This is a genomic window from Nonomuraea diastatica (assembly GCF_004349015.1).
GTDB lineage: Bacteria > Actinomycetota > Actinomycetes > Streptosporangiales > Streptosporangiaceae > Nonomuraea > Nonomuraea diastatica.
Genome location: NZ_SMKP01000229.1, coordinates 1 through 15389 on the forward strand (window position 1 = coordinate 1; position 15389 = coordinate 15389).

Below are 15389 nucleotides of genomic sequence, written 5' to 3' on the forward strand. Positions count from 1 at the left end.
GTTATTGGGGGGTTCGGTGGGGTCGGTGGGGTCGACGTGCGTCGTCGCGTCGATCCCGGCCGCGGCGAGCACCCTGGTGGCGTTGATGATCTCGGCCTCCAGGGTGGTGCGGCGGTAGCCCTGCACGACGGCGCGGGTGTCGCGCAGCGCGTCGGCGGCCAGCCGTCGTACTTCCTGCATCTCCGCCGCGGCCCGCGCCGGGTCCCCCGCCGCCAGCCGCGCGGCCAGCTCGCTCTTGAGCGCGATCACCTGCAGGTGGTGGCCCTGGATGTCGTGCAGGTCGGCGGCGAAGCGCAGCCGCTCGTCCTTGACCGCCAGCTCCGCGGACAGGCGGCGGGCCTGGTTCAGCCGATCCGCGACGTCCCACGACCACAGCATACCGAGGGTGACCCAGCCGGTCAGGGCGACCAGCCCGGCCGGGAGGGCGGTGGCGAAGAGCGGATCGTCGCCCCCGGCCAGCGCGACGCCGCCGCCCGCGCCGCCGGCCGCGGCCGCCGCGGCGGCGACCAGCGCCCAGCGGCGCCCGGTCGGCAGGTACGTCGCGGCGATCGAGACCATCGTCGCCGGCGCGAACGACCATGCCCCGTAACCGCGGGCGGCCAGCAGCACTCCGCCGAGCACGGTCGCGCCCGCGCAGCCCGCGGCCAGCCACACCGCCTGCGAGCGGCCCGGGGGCCCGCCGGGAACGCCGTTGAGGCGGCGGCCGAACAGGACCGCGGCGGCCACGACGGTGACGGCCAGGCCGCCCGCGGCGGGCGGCCTGGCCGCCGCGGGCACACCCGGGTTCAGGATCCACCGCCCGCTGCTGAAGATCAGGAGGGATCCGGTGAGAAGGATCAGGGACCACCACGTGAAGCGGCGGAAGCTCCGCAGCCCCGAATCGGCCGGCAGGTCGCGCACGCGGCCATTCTCGCAGCAGTACGGTCCCGACCGCCGCCGCCGACCTTACCGCCGCATGACAAATGTCATCAGACCGGGTGACACATCGAGGCGTGCACGTGCGGTTCCGGCCCTGTCACCGGCGACCCCGCTCGGCCAGGCTGAACGTGGGCCGGATACCCCGTACCCCCTATCAGGAAGGAAACCGCGTCATGGCGACGACGCAGCACACCGGGCACGCAGACCCGCACACGGACCAGACGACGACGCAGCACACCGGGCACGAGGAGCCGCACATGGACCGCCGGACACAGGGCCGCACGCATTGGGCGCGTTTCCTGCTGAACCGCTGGCCCACGGCGCTCGCCCTGGCTATGACCGCCCTGCCGTCGAGCGGCGGCGGTGAGGGCGCGGTGGGCGTCTTCGCGCAGGTGCTGCCCCTGCTGCCGCTGCTGTACCTGGTCGTCGCCAAGGTGGGAAGGCGTGCGCTCACGTGGCCGCTGCTCGGCGTGGGGATCGTCTCCGTCGTCGGACTGCGGATGCTGCACGTGGTCGCGATCTCCTCCGTCTACGTGACGATCGCGCTGATCGTGCTGGTGTGGGGTGCGCTCGACGGCCATCTGCGACGGCCCGGCGAGTTCCGGCTGCAGGCGCTGGGCTGGGCGGTCTTCACGGCGCTCGCGCTGTCCGGGCTGGTCGCCGACCCCGACCTGGGCCGCTACGTGATCGCGGCCGGCTGGTTCCTGCACGGCGTGTGGGACTTCGTCCACCTGTGGCGGAACAAGACCGTGACGCGTTCGTTCGCCGAGTGGTGCGGCGTCGTGGACGTCGTGGTCGCCGTGGAGCTGCTCGTCCTGGTGTGACGGGACTGGTGTGACGGGACTGGTGTGACGGGATCCCAGACGGGGCCGGTGCCGTTCCGCGCGAGCGGCCACTGCAACTGCGCGCAGGATCGCCCCGCAGCGCTGGAACATCGCAGGCCCGTGATCGACGATGGAGGGCCGGAAGCACCCATCACATGGAAGGCCGATGTCATGCGTTCACGCTTATGGGCGGGGCTCGCCGCGACGATCACCGCGGTCCTGCTGACGGCGCAACCCGCGGCGGCTCGGGCGACGGTGGAGTTCTTCGCCGACTCCGGCGACCAGTGCCGCCACGGCGTCACCAAGGGCACGCTGGAGTGGGTCGAAGGACACGTGATCCGGCCCGTGGTCCAGGTCAAGGGCACCCTGTCCGACAGCGCCGGCCCGTCGATCTGCGCCCCCGACGAGATGCACTCCCGCGCCACCTTCACCGCCTACAACGGCGCCACCGTCGTCGACTCCGAGGAGGCGAAGGCGGACGACGCGACCGTGCTGGTCACGATCGGGTTGTCCGACCCGACCGGAGTCACCTCCATCGACCGCGTGGTCGTGCAGGTGTGCCGCTACAGCAATTCCCCGATCGGCACCAGCTACTGCGGCGAGGCGGCCGCGTACAAGATGCCCTGAGCCGTGAACGGGGCGGCATCCCGGGCCGGGTGCCGCCCTCGCGCTCTTGCCCAGAGCGTGAGCTTACTTGACGCCGCAGATGGGAAGGCGGACCGACGGGGGGAACGATCGTCGGGGGGCGTCATGGTCACTTCGCGAGGCGTCTTCAGGCGCAAGCCGGTGGAGCAGATCGCGACCGAGCACGAGGGGGAACTCGCCAGGACACTGGGGTTGTGGCAGCTGACGGCCATCGGCGTGGGCGGCATCATCGGCGCGGGCATCTTCGCGCTGGCCGGGGCGGTCGCCAACGAGACCGCGGGGCCCGCCGTGCTGGTGTCGTTCCTCATCGCGGGCGTCGCCAGCGCCGCCGCCGCGTTGTCCTACGCCGAGTTCGCGGGAATGATCCCGAAGGCCGGCTCCGCCTACACCTACGGATACGCCGTCCTCGGGGAGCTCGTCGGCTGGTTCATCGGCTGGGACCTGCTGCTGGAGTACACCGCGATCGTCGCGGTCGTCGCCATCGGCATCTCCGGCTATTTCGGTTTCCTCGTCCAGCAGCTGGGGTTCGCGCTGCCCCCGTGGATGCTCGGCGCGCCCGGCACCGGCGAGGGGCGGGTCGTGGATCTGTTCGCGGTGGTGCTCTGCCTGCTCATCGCCTTCCTGCTGAACCTCGGCATCCGCGCCGCCGCCCGGTTCGAGACGTTCGTGGTCGGGCTGAAGGTCGCCGTCGTGCTGCTCGTCATCGTGGTCGGCTTCTTCCACATCAACACCGCCAACTACCAGCCCTTCTTCCCGTACGGGATTGGCGGGGCCATCACCGGGGCCGCCACCGTGTTCTTCGCGGTGTTCGGCTACGACGCGATGAGCACCGCGGCCGAGGAGTCACGCGACGCGCAGCGGCACATGCCCAAGGCGATCATCTACTCTCTGATCGTCGCCATGGTGCTGTACGTGCTGGCCACGCTGGTGCTGACCGGCATGCAGAACTACCGGGAGATCGACCCCGAGAGCGGCTTCTCCTCGGCGTTCGCCTCGGTCGGCCTCTCCGGGCTGGCGTCCGTGATCGCGGTGGGCGCCATCATCGGCATCCTCACGGTGATGTTCACGTTCATGCTCGGCGTCACCCGCGTGTGGTTCGCGATGAGCCGCGACGGGCTGCTGCCGCAGTGGTTCGCCAAGCTGCACCCGGTACGGCGGGTGCCCTCGCGCGTCACCTGGATCGTGGGCGCCGCCTCCGGGGTGATCGCCGGATTCCTGCCGATCCGGGAGGCCGCCGAGCTGACGAACATCGGCATCCTGCTGGCGTTCGTGGTCGTGTGCCTGGCCGTGATCGTGCTCCGCTACCGGCAGCCCGGCCTGCGCCGTGAGTTCCGCACTCCCGGAATGCCGGTAGTGCCCGCCATCGGGGTGGTCTTCTCGATCTGGCTGATCACCTTCCTGGACCCGACGACGTGGTTGCGCTTCGCCCTGTGGTTCGTGCTCGGGCTGGTCCTCTACTTCGCCTACAGCCGCCGGCACTCCGCGCTGGAACGGCCGCCGGCCGGGACGGGCGAGCGCTGACGTGGTGGCGCGCCGGCACAGCCCCGCCCGCCCGACGGCGCCGGCTGTGTCGGCGATCACACCGTGAAGCCGTCACGAAGTGAAGATCTCTGGAGTCAAGAGAGAGACATGACTCTCACAGGCAAGGAACGACCATGGCGAACACCAGCACCGCTCTCCTGCGCGACCTGCACAAGCCCGGCGACCCGCTGATCCTGCCCAATGTCTGGGACGCGGGCAGCGCCACCATCGTGGCCGAGGCGGGCTATCCCGCCCTGGCGACCGCCAGCGCGTCCATCGCCGCCCTGCTGGGGCGCGACGACCATGAGGGCGCGCCCGTCGGCGAGATGTTCGACATCGCCGCCAGGATCATCAGGGCCGTGGACGTACCCGTGTCGGTCGACGCCGAAGCCGGCTACGGCCTGCCGCCCGGCGAGCTCGTCGAGCGGCTCACCGCCATCGGCGCGGCCGGCTTCAACATCGAGGACACCGACCACCGGGCCGGGGGACTGGTCGACGCCGGCACGCAGGCCGCGCGCATCGCCGCTCTCCGGGAGGCGGGCCCCGACCTGGTGATCAACGCGCGGGTCGACGTGTTCCTGACCGGCTCCACCTCGGCCGAGGAGGTCGCCGAACGCGGGCGCCGCTACCTGGAGGCCGGCGCCGACTGCGTCTTCCCCATCCTGGCCCCCTCGGAAGAGGTGGTCGGCGACCTCGTCAAGGCCATCCCCGGGCCGGTCAACGTGTCCTGCCTGCCCGGCATGGACCTGGGCAGGCTGGCCTCCCTCGGCGTCGCCCGCGTGTCCTTCGGCCCGTTGACGTACCTGACCGCGCTGGAGGCGCTCAAGACCATGGCGGGCCGCATCCGGGCGGGCCAGGACCCGTACGCGGCCTGACCGGCGGCGCTCAGGCGGGCCTTCCGGGGGCCCCGGCGTCAGGTCCGCCCGTGCGAACCCGGTCAGGCGGACGCGCGGCCCAAGGCCCGCAACTCGTCGGGGGAGAGGGCGGAGACGTTCTGGTCGATGGGGGAGTCGGAGTACTGGTGGATGGTCCAGGTCTTCCAGTCGGCGGGCGGGGTCACCATCCCCTTCGGCTTGCTGTAGTGGGCCACCCACAGCGGGTACTCGGCCAGGCCCTTACCGTAGGTGTTGGCGAAGTTCCAGCCGCTGTAGAACATCGGGGTGACCCCGGTCTCGGCCTTCACGTGCGACAACCACGCCTTGGCCCAGGCGTTGACCTCCTCGACGGACTTGCCGTCGGTGGTCTCCAGGTCCAGCACCAGCAGGTCGCCGGGCTTGGAGGGCTGGGAGTTCACCATGGACAGGAAGTGGTCGGCCTCGGCGATGGGGTCGTTGCCGGGGTGTGCGTAGTGGTACGCCCCGCGCACGATGCCCTTCTTGCCCAGCTCGCTCCAGTGCCTGGCGAAGGCGGCGTCGCGGAAGTCGGTGCCCTCGGTGGCCTTGATGATGCCGAACTGCGCGGGGCTGGAGGCCCAGTCGTGCAGCGGCTGGTGGTTGGACACGTCCTGGCCGTAGGTGAGCGTCCGCTGCTCGGCCGCCTGGGCCGAGCCCGGTTCGACGGGAGACGCGTGCGCGGGCACGGTCGCGCCCGCGATGGCGGTGGCTCCGGCCAGGAGGGCGCCGGCGGCGGACAGGGTGAGACGTCGCGTAAGTTTGCGCATGGGGGGATCGACTCCTTGCTTCCATGTGCCTACCGGGTTAGCTGACGGGTTCGGGCTTGGAAGTGCCCTACGCGCGCAGCCCACGGCTGGCGTGCGATTCACCCCGGAAAGGTGGGTCCCCGGCTCCGCTGTGCGGATTCGGCCTGTCAACGTCGCGGCAACGGTTCGGCGAGCGCTCGCCTGGTGCCGTGTGCCGTAATCCCAAAAAGGTATATAACGCCCCATAAACGCTGCAAGCGGTATAAATCCCCATGCAATGTCGTTGGCCGTGGGGGAGCCCTGGATCGCCGCTCCCGCAGGCGTTCCAGGGCTTTGGCAAAGTTTTCCGGCACCGTACGCGGGCCCCACCGAAAGGGACGCGTGATACCCCTGTGACACGGGCCCCGCCGAGCACATCCCCGCCGAGCGCATCCGCCGGCAGTCCGTCCCGCCGGGGACCCGCGTCTCCCTCTACCGCTGCCCGGCGAGCCAGTCGTCGAAAGTGGTCGGCGCGATGCGCGCGCCCTCGCCGGGCAGCAGCACGTCGCCCGCCATCGCCGGGCCGAACACCCCCGACCACGTCGGCACGAGCCGCACCGTACGGCCCCGCGCCTCGTGAGTGCGCCGGGCCATGTCCACGAGGTCCTGCGGCTCGGGGCCGGCGACGTCGGCGTACCGCCCCCGAGGCTCCCCGGCCGCGATCTCGGCGAGGACGCCGGCCACGTCGGCGGGGGCGATCGGCTGCACGAGCAGCGGGGCGATCGTGGCGACGCCGTCCCGCTCCGTCCAGCCCGCCACCATCTCGGCGAAGTCGTGGAACTGCGTGACCGGCACGATCGTCCACGGCACCGGCCCGGCTGCCACGAGGCGCTCCTGCTCCCGCTTGCCGGCGTAGTGGGCGTTGCCCTCGACGCGACGGACCCCGGCGATCGACAGCAGGACGTGGTGGCGCACCCCGGCCCGCTCCTCGGCGGCCAGCAGGTTGCGGGTGGTGGCGCCGAAGAACGCCACCGTCTCCTCCGGGCCGGCCGCCGGCGCGTTGATGGCGTCGACGACCGCCTCCGCACCGGCCAGGGCGTCGTCGAGCCCGTTACCGGTCGCCAGGTCCATTCCGAGCGAACGACTGATGCGCACGACCTCGTGGCCGTCGCGTTCAAGGGTCGCGGCGGTGAGCGCCCCTATGTTCCCGGTCGCGCCGGCGACTGCGATCCGCATGATGATCTCCTTAATTATGGACTAAACGGATCTATGATAGCTGCGATAGAATCGGGGCGTGAAGCTGCCTGTGAGCACCGAGTGGGTTCTGCACTGCGCGACCACGCTGGCCCAGCTCGAACCGGGAGCCAGCGCGTCGGCGGCCCAGCTCGCCCTCCACTACGACCTCCCGGCGGCCTACCTCACCAAGCAGTTGAAGGAGCTGGTCAAGGCCGGGCTGCTGGCCGCGTCCACCGGCCCGAGGGGAGGCTTCCGGCTGGCGCGGCCCGCCGCCGAGATCACGCTGCTGCAGATCGTCGAGGCCGTCGACGGCCGGTCCACGCCGTACGAGTGCCGCGAGATCCGCCGGCAGGGACGCGGCGCGCTGCCCCCGGAGGAGTGCGAGCGCAGCTGCGTCCTCGCCGAGAAGATGGCCGACGCCCACCGGGCATGGCGGGCCAGCCTCGCCGGCGTCACCCTCGCCGACATCCTCGCCGAGCTGCCGGAGTGGGCGCCGGCCCGCACCCGGCAGCACCTGGCGGGCACCACATAGCTCAGGAGATCAGTGGGCCGCGCCGCGCCCGCCGGTGGAGGCCGGTGCCCCGGCCAGGGCCGCTCACGTCGGACAGCACCTCCCACGGCCCCCACGGAGTCGCGATCGTGCCCGACGCGCCGATCACGCGGCCTGGTCCCAGAATGCGGCAAGCAGACCGTTCAGCTTTTCCGGCACGTCCACGTGGGGGTAGTGGCCGGTGCAGGAGGCCGGCGTGTGACGGCCGCCGATGCGTTCCGCGGTGATGCGGGCGCACGCCATGAGCGGGACGCCGCCGCGCTCACGGTACTGCTCGGGCGCGGTCTCCCACGTTCCCGAGATCACCAGCTTGGGGAACGCGGCCGCCCGCAACGCGGGGAGCGGGATCCCGGCCTCCCAGCACACCCGTTCGCGCAGCGCGGTGCCGGCGGCACGCAGCCGCCGCTCGCTCGCCTCCGGCGGCGGGCTGCCGGTCGAGCCGACGGAGGCCTGCAGCCACTGCTCCGGCGTCAGTTCGGGGAGCCCGGCGTAGGCCGTACGGTTGGCGCGCAGGGCCGCCGCCACGGCAGGGGCGTCGGCCGCGGCCTGATAACCGCCGGGCTCGATCAGCGTGAGCGAGCGCACCGCCCTCGGGGCGGCGGACGGCCGCGATCATGGCGCCGACCCCGCCGTACGAGTGGCCGACGAGGTGCGCGCCGTCGCCGAGCAACTCGGCGATGTCGTCGGCGTCGGCCAGGTAGTCGCCGGGGAACCTCTCACCGGCGTCCGGGCTGCGGCCGTACCCGCGCCGGTCCATGAGCAGCAGGCGGACGCGGCCGGCGAGCGGCGCCTGGGCGGCGAAGCCGTAGCTCGGGTCATCGCCCCAGCTGGTGGAGCCGTGCACGAAGAGCACCGGCGGCGCGCCGTGCGGGCCCAGCGCGGTCACGTGCACGCTGCCCGGCAGCGGCCCGTTCGCACGGAACAACGGCGTGGCGCTAGGAGGGGACATCGCACTCCTTAAACAGCGTTTAATTTCTGAAACGTTGTATAAGTGAACTGAACAATGAACGTCAACCTGGGGTACGGTGATCCCGTGTCCTCCGCAGACTTCTCCGACGGGTCCGTGTGGCTGCGTCCTCAACGGCCGCCGCGCGACCGCCGGCTCACCCGTGACCAGATCGTCGACGCCGCCGTGACCGTGCTCGACTCCGACGGGCACCGCGGTCTGTCGATGCGCCGGATCGCCGCCGACCTCGGAGTGACCGCAGGGTCGCTCTACTGGTATGTGCGCACCAAGGACGACCTGCTCGAACTGGCGCTGGACCGCGTCCTGGGAGAGGTGTGCGCCGCGCCCGACGAGCCGGACTGGCGGCGGGCGCTGGCCACCCTGGCCCGCCACAACCGCGCCATGCTGCTGCGGCACCGGTGGGCGCTGTCGGAGCTGACCCTCCGGCCGAACCTGGGGCCGAACGCGCTGGCGCTGGCCGAGAGGGGGCTGCGACTGCTGGCGCGTGCCGGGTTCGCCGACGCGGACCTGGACGCGGCGATGGCGACCGTCAATGACCACGTGGTCGGGTCGGCCATCGCCGAGATCGCCTGGCGCGACACCCTGGCCCGCATGAGCGAGGCCGGAGCGGGCTGGGACGAACGGGCCGCGGGTTTCGTCCGCGAGATCACCGAACGCCACCCGCTGCTGGCCCGCCGGATGGCCGCCACCGGCGAGATCGACGTGGAGCGCGAGAGTGAGCGGCGGTTCGAGTTTGCCCTGGAGTGCCTGCTCGAAGGCCTGGCCGCCCGCCACACCGCCGGCCACGGGACCATTGGGCACGACCAGCGGTGATCACCCGTGCACCCGCGCCCAGGCCGTGCTCCAGCACCTTGACCACGCCCCGGTTCACCCTGTCGAGGGGCCGCAGGTCATGCTCCAGGGGCGTGCGGTGTGAAGCGGACGAACGGTATGTGCCGGCCCACCTCCCGGTAATCCGCCACGCTGCCGTCGACCGCGAAGCCCATGATCTTGCAGAGCTGGCGGGCGGCGGCGGGGTGGCGGGGCGCGTACGTGGCCATGATCTCCGCGCCCTGCTCGTCCGGGATCGGCGCGGCGGTGGCCCGCAGGGCGCGCCCGCCCACGTGCAGGGTCACCTCGGGGTTGGCCATGACGTTGCGGTACCAGTCGGCGCGCCGCCCGAACCCGGAGGCCGCCACATAGCCCCGCTCGTCGTGCTGGACGACCTCGATGACGGCCCGGCGGGGTTGGCCGGAGACGCGGCCGGTGTGGGTGAGCAGCATGATCCGCTGCCCCAGCAGCCGGCCCAGGCCGGCTCGGTACACCACGATGGGAAGGCGCCACAGCCTGCGGCGCAGCCCCGTCGGCGGTGCGGGTTTCTTGACGATCTCCATGCCCGGTCCTTTCGAGGTCAGCCGTGTGCGGCGGGAAAGGCTCTCCGCGGCGCTCACGATGGGTCGGCTTTCGCCAGCAGGTCCTCCACCGCGGACAGCGCCGCGCCGACGGGAAGGTCGCCGTCGATCATGTAGTGCAGCATCAGCCCGTCGATCGCCGCGACGACCAGCGTGGCGACCCCGTCCAGGCGGTCCGGCCCCCAGCCGGGACGCGCCCCGCTGAGACGGGCGGCCACCAGCGCGCGAGCCTGGCGCAACTCGTCGCGGAGCACCACGCCCAGCGCGGGATCGCGGGTGGCGCCCGCGATCAGCTCCGCGGCCAGCCGGGTCGTATGGTCGTCGCCGGTCGCCTGGGGCAGCAGGCGCCGCACGGTCGCCAGGGCCGCGCGCTCGTCCGCGGCCTCCGTCAGCTCGGTGACCAGCGGGCCGAGGATGAGCTCGGTGGCCTGCCGGAAGATCGCCGTGTGCAACCCGGCCAGCCCGCCGAAGTGGTAGTGGATGAGGCCGGGATTCGTGCCGGCCCGCTGGGCCACGGCACGGGTCGTGACGCCCTGCCAGCCGTCGTCCCGCAGCACCGCGATGCCGGCGGCCACGAGCTGCTCGCGGCGGCGATCCCCGCGCGGTGAGTTTGGTCGATCGGCCAAGTTGGTCATACGGCCAAACTAGCACAACGGTGCCCGGGGTGCGAGCGCCTGGACGTGGCCGCGCACGTGGCGAAGCCGGCGTCGGTGCGGCCATGGCCGGGCCGGGGGCCGGACGGTGAGAGGGGAGCCCCGTCGGCGGCGTGATCGGCCCCCTTCTAGGGTGGAGATCATGATTGCCCTTCGGAGCGCCTCGCCCGGCGACGTGGCCGCGATCGCCGAGCTGATGGCCCGCCGCCGGGAAACGTACGAGCGGTACCAGCCGGTCTTCTGGCGGCGCGCGGCCGACGCGCGGGCCCGCCACACCGCCTTCCTCGCCACGCTGGTGGACGACTCCACGGCCATCTGCCGGGTGGCCGAACGAGAAGGCCGGTTCGCCGGGTTCGCCATCGCCTCGCTCGTGCCCCCGCCCCCGGTGTACGACCCGGGAGGGCCGGCGTGCACGCTCGACGACTACGCCGTGGTGGACGACGGTGACTGGGCCACGGTCGGCGCCGACCTGCTGCGTGCGGTCACCGAGGAGGCCAGGCGGCGCGGCGCGGCCCAGGTCGTTGTGGTGTGCGGCCACGCGGACGAGGCGAAGCGCGAGGCGCTCCGCCTGGCCGGGCTGTCCATCGCGTCCGAATGGTGGACCGCCCCGCTGTGAGCGCGGCGCCTCCGTGCGGTCGCCGGATTCCAGGGCCAGGGTTCGTCCGCCACGTGCTTGACGATCTCGGTGCGGTCGGCGGCGGGCGGCAGGCATTCGGCCGCCTCCGACCACAGCTCGGTCGCCGCCCGGCCCAGCTGGAGCGGGACGCCGGCGGCCTCGGCCAGCTCGACCGCGATGCGCATGTCCTTGAGCATGCAGGCGCAGGCCGAACCCCGAGTCGAAGGTCCTCGGAAGCACGTGGTCCGGCCGCTTCCGCTCGGTTGACGCGCTGCGGCCGCTGGAACCGTTGACGGCTTCCAGCATGATCGCCGGGTCCAGCCCGAAACGCTGCCACGGCGAGCGTGGCCTCGCCGGTGAGGAGCAGGTGGGTGGCCGACATGAAATTGTTCAGCGCCTTCACCGCGTGCCCCGCGCCGGCGGGCCCGGCGTCCGACCACGTCCAGGAGCGGCGCACCCGGTCGACGTCGTCCTGCTCGCCACCGGCCATGACGGTGAGCGTGCCGTTCTCTGCGCCCTTGACCCCGCCGGAGACAGGCGCGTCCACCAGCCGGACGTCCCGCCGGGCCCCGCTCGCGCGGCCGGCTCCCGCGTGTTCAGCGGGCGCGACGAGCCCATGTCGATCACGACCGTTCCCGGCGCGGCGGCCCGGAGGAGACCGTCGCCGTGCAGGACGGCCTCCCCTGATGCCGTGGCGCGGCGGCGGCCGCGCCACGGTCCGCGGTGGCTCAGCCCGCGTTGCAGGAGACCGACGGCCAGGTGTGGTTGCCGTTGTGCTGGATCGTCACACCCCAGTTGTTGCCGTTGCCGTTGGGCCTGGCGGTCAGGACTTGAGAGCTGGGATAGGTGGCGCTGATGTTCCACGTGGCGATGATCTTCGCTGGAGACGGCACGTTCATCGTCACGGTCCAGTTGCTCGAACCGCTGACCGAGACGGAGAGGTTGTAGCGGTCGCTCCACTGCTGGCCCGCTGACAGCGTCGCCGTGCAACCGCCCGGGTTGCCCGGGTCGCCGGGCCCGGGGTTGCCGCCGCCGGAGCCGATCGTGATGTTGGAGTTTCCGCTGCTCTGGTACCCCTCGGTCGCGAGGATCATGTAGTCGTGGCTGCCCAGGCTCATGCCGTTACGGGCCCAGGCGTCGAAGTGGTTGCCCGAGGTGATGCTCCCGCCGGTCCTCTTCGACTGCCGGACGCTCCAATACTGGTCGAACGTCCTGGTGCCCTCGATGGAGGGGGCGTTGTAGCGCGTCGTCTTGTAGATGTCGTACGTGCCGCCGTCGCTGGTGACCGTGCCCTTGTACTCGCCGGTGGGCCGGTACGTGCCCCAGTTGTCGACGACGTAGTACTCCACGAGCGGGTTCCTCGTCCACCCGTAAAGCGTCAGATAGGAATTGCCGGACGGGTTGAAGCTGCCCGAATAGCTCACGGTTCTGCGTCCGCCGGTGCTCCAGCCCTTGCCGGCGACGAAGTTCCCGGTGTTCCTCCATGAGGTGCTGTAGTTGCCGCCGGAGCCCAGCTCCATGGAGACCGTTCCAGCGCTGTCGGTCCAGAACGAGTAGAAGTAGCCGTTGTTGGTGCCGGTCTGGTTCGACGTGATGGCCGCGTTGGCGACGGACGGCAACATCGCGGTGACCACGGCGAGCACCACGGCTCCAGCGCGGGCGGCGAACAACCTGGCGCGGCCGCGGCCGCGTCTGCGGCGGTGGGCGGGGGCGTCGTTCATGTGCGTGCTTCCTCCTCGTGAGGGCTCGCTGGGAGCAGGCAGCGACAGTGTTCGTCCGACCCTGGCGGGCTGTCAACGACGCCCGCCCGATCGTGAGTTTTCGACCGGTCGGTGATGTCCGGAGCGGGCATCGTGCCTGGTCAACGGGGTTGTCCGGCGAGTCGTCCCGTACCCGGTTTATGAAACTTTCAATTATACTCCGAAACATTCGGGCTGGGGCGAGCCGTGACAATGACGGGTCGTACGCCGCCGGGCCATGAGCGACGGCACGATCACCTCGGCCGCCACCACTGGGGGGTCCCGCGCCCGGATCCGAGCCGTCAACGGCGGGACCGGCCCCGGCACCATGGCGACGTGGTGCCGGGGCCATGCCTGTGCCCGCAGGTCATGCCTGGCGATCACCGTTGCCGTCGCCCGCGACGTCGACGACCCAGACGACACCGAAGCGGTCCCGCACCATCCCGTAGAGCGCGGACCACTGCGCGGGCGCCAGCGGCTGCACGATGTCGGCTCCGGCGGAGAGCTTCTCCCAGCACGCGGTGATCTCCTGCGCCGTCTCGCCGCGAAGGGAGAGGAAGAAGGCGTTGTCCCCCTGGTCGTACGGCATGTGCGCGGGCACGTCGTAGGCCATCACGTGAAAGCCGTCGCCGGCGAGCACCTGGCCCCACATCACCTGGTCAGCGTGGGCGGGATCCTGCACGTTCCCGGCGTCCTTGTACGTGAGGGCGGTGAGGTCGCCACCGAACACGGACCGGTAGAACTCGAGCGCCGCGCGGGCCTCGCCCCGGAAGTTCAGGTGAGTCACGGACTTGACGGCCATTTCTTGGCTCCTGACCTTGGATCATCTTTTTTCCGAACGCCGTTGTCCGGCGCGAGACCCACCGTCGCAGGGGTAGCGGCCAAGGTGTGGCCGCTACTCAGGGCACCATGGGAATCATGCCGAAGACTTCAGCCCGTCTGCTGTCGTTGCTCTCGCTGCTCCAGGCGCGCCGGGACTGGCCGGGGGCGCTGCTGGCCGAGCGGCTCGACGTCAGTCCGCGCACCGTGCGCCGCGACGTCGACCGCCTGCGCGAGCTGGGCTATCCCATCGTGGCGTTCAAGGGACCCGATGGCGGTTACCGGCTCGACGCCGGCGCGGAGCTGCCTCCGCTGCTGTTCGACGACGAGCAGGCCGTCGCTCTGGCCATCGCGCTCCAGATCGCGGCCACCGCCACCGGCGCCGGCATCGACGAAGCCGCGGCACGCGCGCTGAACACGGTCCGGCAGGTCATGCCCGCACGGCTGCGCCGCCGGATCGACACCTTCCAGGTCACGGCCGTCGAGCGGCCCGCGGCCCGGCCCGGCCCGCAGGTCGGCGGCGGCGTGCTCATGGCGCTCAGCGCCGCCGTCCACACCTGCGAGGTGCTGCGCTTCGACTACGGTCCCGCGTCCTCGCCAGGGCTGGGCGACGACGCCGTGGGCGATCCGCCGCGCCGGGTGCAGCCCCATCACCTCGTCATCTGGGACGGGCGCTGGTACCTGGTCGCGTGGGACCTCGACCGGGAGGACTGGCGTACTTTCCGCGCCGACCGGATCACCCCGCGCACCCCTTCCGGGCCCCGCTTCACCCCGCGCGAGCTGCCCGGTGGCGACGTGACCGCTTTCGTGGCCGGCAGGTTCCTGGGCGGTGCCGGCGGCTGGCCCTGCCGCGGCGAGGTGATCCTCGGGGCGCCGGCCGCCGACGTGTCCCGCTACACCCGCGACGGGGTGGTCGAGGAACTCGGACCGAACCGCTGCCGGCTCGTCCTGGGCTCGTGGTCATGGACCGGTCTGGCCGCCGCCGTCGGCAGGTTCGACGCCGAGATCGAGGTCGTCGGCCCCGCCGAGCTCAAGGACGCCTTCGCGCGCCTGGCCCGCCGCTACGCCGGCGCCGCGACCGTGAGAAGTTGACGAGATCGACCCTGCTGTGACATTCTGAAGGCGGCAGCGAGGTTGACACTAATATTAGATGTAGACATTCGTTTCTCTTTTGCGCTATGCTGCTTCCTCGCGCTGCCCTTTGACGCCCCGGCTTCCGCCGGGCGCTTGGCGTGCGCGCAGTTCGACTCCATCCGTGCCTTCCGGAAGGACTTCTGTTGGCAGCCTCGCGCAACGCCTCCGCCGTACCCGCTGGTCCCCGTCGCGTGTCATTTTCGCGCATCCAGGAGCCTCTCGAAGTTCCTGACCTTCTCGCTCCGCAGACCGAGTCGTTCGATTGGTTGCTCGGCAACGAGAAGTGGAAGGGCTGGATGGAGGCGGCTCGCCAGGCCGGGCGCAGGGACGTCCCGGCCCAGTCGGGTCTCGAAGAGATCTTCGAGGAGATCAGTCCGATCGAGGACTTCTCGGGGACCATGTCCTTGTCGTTCCGCGACCACCGGTTCGAGCCGCCGAAATACTCCGTGGACGAGTGCAAAGACAAGGACATGACCTTCTCCGCCCCGATGTTCGTGACGGCGGAGTTCATCAATAACACCACTGGTGAGATCAAGAGCCAGACGGTGTTCATGGGCGACTTCCCGCTCATGACGCCGAAGGGCTCGTTCATCATCAACGGCACCGAGCGTGTCATCACCTCGCAGTTGACCCGTTCGCCGGGCGTCTATTTCGAACGCAACGTCGACAAGACGTCCGACAAGGATCTCTATGGCTGCAAGGTCATCCCGTCCCGGGGGGCCTGGCTGGAGTTCGAGATCGACAAGCGCGACAGCGTC

General features: G+C 71.2%; 17 protein-coding genes, 4 pseudogenes and 1 riboswitch. Of the genes and pseudogenes, 9 read left to right on the plus strand and 12 right to left on the minus strand.

Annotation, left to right across the window (positions count from 1 at the left end; genetic code table 11):
* A partial coding sequence (locus E1294_RS45990) for a sensor histidine kinase (RefSeq protein WP_132518115.1) occupies positions 1 to 900 on the minus strand: 900 nt, incomplete at its 3' end.
* Positions 901 to 1091: 191 nt separating this feature from the next.
* On the opposite strand from E1294_RS45990, the gene E1294_RS45995 reads away from it, so the two are divergent.
* From E1294_RS45995 to E1294_RS46010, 4 genes are all read left to right on the plus strand, one after another.
* Complete coding sequence (locus tag E1294_RS45995) at positions 1092 to 1742, plus strand: hypothetical protein (RefSeq protein ID WP_220448325.1); 651 nt, start codon at positions 1092 to 1094, stop codon at positions 1740 to 1742.
* A 171-nt stretch (positions 1743 to 1913) separates the two neighbouring features.
* Positions 1914 to 2369: a hypothetical protein gene (locus tag E1294_RS46000; RefSeq protein ID WP_132518117.1), complete on the plus strand. Its 456-nt coding sequence runs from the start codon at positions 1914 to 1916 to the stop codon at positions 2367 to 2369.
* A gap of 123 nt (positions 2370 to 2492) precedes the next feature.
* Positions 2493 to 3908, plus strand: coding sequence for an amino acid permease (locus E1294_RS46005; protein WP_132518119.1), 1416 nt, complete (start codon positions 2493 to 2495; stop codon positions 3906 to 3908).
* Between the two features lie 134 nt (positions 3909 to 4042).
* Positions 4043 to 4783: an isocitrate lyase/PEP mutase family protein gene (locus E1294_RS46010; RefSeq protein WP_132518121.1), complete on the plus strand. Its 741-nt coding sequence runs from the start codon at positions 4043 to 4045 to the stop codon at positions 4781 to 4783.
* A 62-nt stretch (positions 4784 to 4845) separates the two neighbouring features.
* Here the strand turns inward: E1294_RS46010 and E1294_RS53665 are convergent, their stop codons facing one another.
* Positions 4846 to 5568, minus strand: coding sequence for a glycoside hydrolase family 25 protein (locus E1294_RS53665; RefSeq protein WP_165977859.1), 723 nt, complete (start codon positions 5566 to 5568; stop codon positions 4846 to 4848).
* An 11-nt stretch (positions 5569 to 5579) separates the two neighbouring features.
* A riboswitch (cyclic di-AMP (ydaO/yuaA leader) is annotated at positions 5580 to 5722 on the minus strand.
* 296 nt (positions 5723 to 6018) lie between these two features.
* Positions 6019 to 6762 carry an SDR family oxidoreductase gene (locus E1294_RS46020; protein WP_132518125.1) on the minus strand — a complete coding sequence of 248 codons (744 nt, stop codon included), beginning with the start codon at positions 6760 to 6762 and terminating at the stop codon, positions 6019 to 6021.
* A gap of 58 nt (positions 6763 to 6820) precedes the next feature.
* Between E1294_RS46020 and E1294_RS46025 the strand changes: the two genes are divergently transcribed.
* On the plus strand, positions 6821 to 7294 hold the full coding sequence (locus E1294_RS46025; RefSeq protein ID WP_132518127.1) for an RrF2 family transcriptional regulator: 474 nt from the start codon (positions 6821 to 6823) through the stop codon (positions 7292 to 7294).
* Between the two features lie 123 nt (positions 7295 to 7417).
* Here E1294_RS46025 and E1294_RS58565 read toward each other — a convergent pair whose 3' ends face one another.
* Together E1294_RS58565 and E1294_RS58570 are read right to left on the minus strand one after the other, a co-directional pair.
* Positions 7418 to 7618 carry a hypothetical protein gene (locus E1294_RS58565; RefSeq protein WP_220448326.1) on the minus strand — a complete coding sequence of 67 codons (201 nt, stop codon included), beginning with the start codon at positions 7616 to 7618 and terminating at the stop codon, positions 7418 to 7420.
* Positions 7575 to 8261 carry an alpha/beta fold hydrolase gene (locus tag E1294_RS58570; RefSeq protein WP_220448327.1) on the minus strand — a complete coding sequence of 229 codons (687 nt, stop codon included), beginning with the start codon at positions 8259 to 8261 and terminating at the stop codon, positions 7575 to 7577. Before E1294_RS58570 ends, E1294_RS58565 begins: the two co-directional genes overlap by 44 nt.
* 84 nt (positions 8262 to 8345) lie before the next feature.
* Between E1294_RS58570 and E1294_RS46035 the strand changes: the two genes are divergently transcribed.
* Positions 8346 to 9092: a TetR/AcrR family transcriptional regulator gene (locus E1294_RS46035; protein ID WP_165977860.1), complete on the plus strand. Its 747-nt coding sequence runs from the start codon at positions 8346 to 8348 to the stop codon at positions 9090 to 9092.
* A gap of 77 nt (positions 9093 to 9169) precedes the next feature.
* Here E1294_RS46035 and E1294_RS46040 read toward each other — a convergent pair whose 3' ends face one another.
* Complete coding sequence (locus E1294_RS46040) at positions 9170 to 9652, minus strand: nitroreductase family deazaflavin-dependent oxidoreductase (RefSeq protein ID WP_132518143.1); 483 nt, start codon at positions 9650 to 9652, stop codon at positions 9170 to 9172.
* 53 nt (positions 9653 to 9705) lie between these two features.
* Entirely contained in the window at positions 9706 to 10305 is a 600-nt protein-coding gene (locus tag E1294_RS46045; protein ID WP_132518131.1) for a TetR/AcrR family transcriptional regulator, read from the minus strand.
* A gap of 160 nt (positions 10306 to 10465) precedes the next feature.
* Here E1294_RS46045 and E1294_RS56725 point away from each other — a divergent pair, with 160 nt between their 5' ends.
* Positions 10466 to 10939 (plus strand): GNAT family N-acetyltransferase, encoded by a 474-nt coding sequence (locus tag E1294_RS56725; RefSeq protein WP_165977861.1) that lies wholly within the window; start codon positions 10466 to 10468, stop codon positions 10937 to 10939.
* A 65-nt stretch (positions 10940 to 11004) separates the two neighbouring features.
* On the opposite strand, the pseudogene E1294_RS58575 reads toward E1294_RS56725, so the two are convergent.
* The 5 genes and pseudogenes from E1294_RS58575 to E1294_RS46070 all read right to left on the minus strand — a co-directional run.
* Positions 11005 to 11136: pseudogene (locus E1294_RS58575) on the minus strand (NAD-binding protein); the annotation flags it as partial.
* Positions 11137 to 11143: 7 nt separating this feature from the next.
* Positions 11144 to 11326, minus strand: a pseudogene (locus E1294_RS58580) (NAD-binding protein); the annotation flags it as partial.
* Positions 11327 to 11402: 76 nt separating this feature from the next.
* Positions 11403 to 11654 (minus strand): annotated as a pseudogene (locus E1294_RS58585) (NAD(P)-binding domain-containing protein); the annotation flags it as partial.
* Between the two features lie 13 nt (positions 11655 to 11667).
* Positions 11668 to 12660, minus strand: coding sequence for a glycoside hydrolase family 11 protein (locus tag E1294_RS46065; RefSeq protein ID WP_132518135.1), 993 nt, complete (start codon positions 12658 to 12660; stop codon positions 11668 to 11670).
* Positions 12661 to 13045: 385 nt separating this feature from the next.
* Complete coding sequence (locus E1294_RS46070; protein ID WP_132518137.1) at positions 13046 to 13480, minus strand: VOC family protein; 435 nt, start codon at positions 13478 to 13480, stop codon at positions 13046 to 13048.
* Positions 13481 to 13596: 116 nt separating this feature from the next.
* Between E1294_RS46070 and E1294_RS46075 the strand changes: the two genes are divergently transcribed.
* Positions 13597 to 14589 carry a helix-turn-helix transcriptional regulator gene (locus tag E1294_RS46075; protein ID WP_132518139.1) on the plus strand — a complete coding sequence of 331 codons (993 nt, stop codon included), beginning with the start codon at positions 13597 to 13599 and terminating at the stop codon, positions 14587 to 14589.
* A 185-nt stretch (positions 14590 to 14774) separates the two neighbouring features.
* A pseudogene (locus tag E1294_RS46080) lies at positions 14775 to 15389 on the plus strand (DNA-directed RNA polymerase subunit beta); the annotation flags it as partial.

Excerpts from the sequence above, each read along its gene's own strand:
- E1294_RS45995 (WP_220448325.1), top strand. The coding sequence starts at position 1,092 with ATGGCGACGACGCAGCACACCGGGCACGCAGACCCGCACACGGACCAG.
- E1294_RS46000 (WP_132518117.1), top strand. The coding sequence starts at position 1,914 with ATGCGTTCACGCTTATGGGCGGGGCTCGCCGCGACGATCACCGCGGTC.
- E1294_RS46005 (WP_132518119.1), top strand. The coding sequence starts at position 2,493 with ATGGTCACTTCGCGAGGCGTCTTCAGGCGCAAGCCGGTGGAGCAGATC.
- E1294_RS46010 (WP_132518121.1), top strand. The coding sequence starts at position 4,043 with ATGGCGAACACCAGCACCGCTCTCCTGCGCGACCTGCACAAGCCCGGC.
- E1294_RS53665 (WP_165977859.1), bottom strand. The coding sequence starts at position 5,568 with ATGCGCAAACTTACGCGACGTCTCACCCTGTCCGCCGCCGGCGCCCTC.
- E1294_RS46020 (WP_132518125.1), bottom strand. The coding sequence starts at position 6,762 with ATGCGGATCGCAGTCGCCGGCGCGACCGGGAACATAGGGGCGCTCACC.
- E1294_RS58570 (WP_220448327.1), bottom strand. The coding sequence starts at position 8,261 with ATGTCCCCTCCTAGCGCCACGCCGTTGTTCCGTGCGAACGGGCCGCTG.
- E1294_RS46040 (WP_132518143.1), bottom strand. The coding sequence starts at position 9,652 with ATGGAGATCGTCAAGAAACCCGCACCGCCGACGGGGCTGCGCCGCAGG.
- E1294_RS46045 (WP_132518131.1), bottom strand. The coding sequence starts at position 10,305 with ATGACCAACTTGGCCGATCGACCAAACTCACCGCGCGGGGATCGCCGC.
- E1294_RS56725 (WP_165977861.1), top strand. The coding sequence starts at position 10,466 with ATGATTGCCCTTCGGAGCGCCTCGCCCGGCGACGTGGCCGCGATCGCC.
- E1294_RS46065 (WP_132518135.1), bottom strand. The coding sequence starts at position 12,660 with ATGAACGACGCCCCCGCCCACCGCCGCAGACGCGGCCGCGGCCGCGCC.
- E1294_RS46070 (WP_132518137.1), bottom strand. The coding sequence starts at position 13,480 with ATGGCCGTCAAGTCCGTGACTCACCTGAACTTCCGGGGCGAGGCCCGC.
- E1294_RS46075 (WP_132518139.1), top strand. The coding sequence starts at position 13,597 with ATGCCGAAGACTTCAGCCCGTCTGCTGTCGTTGCTCTCGCTGCTCCAG.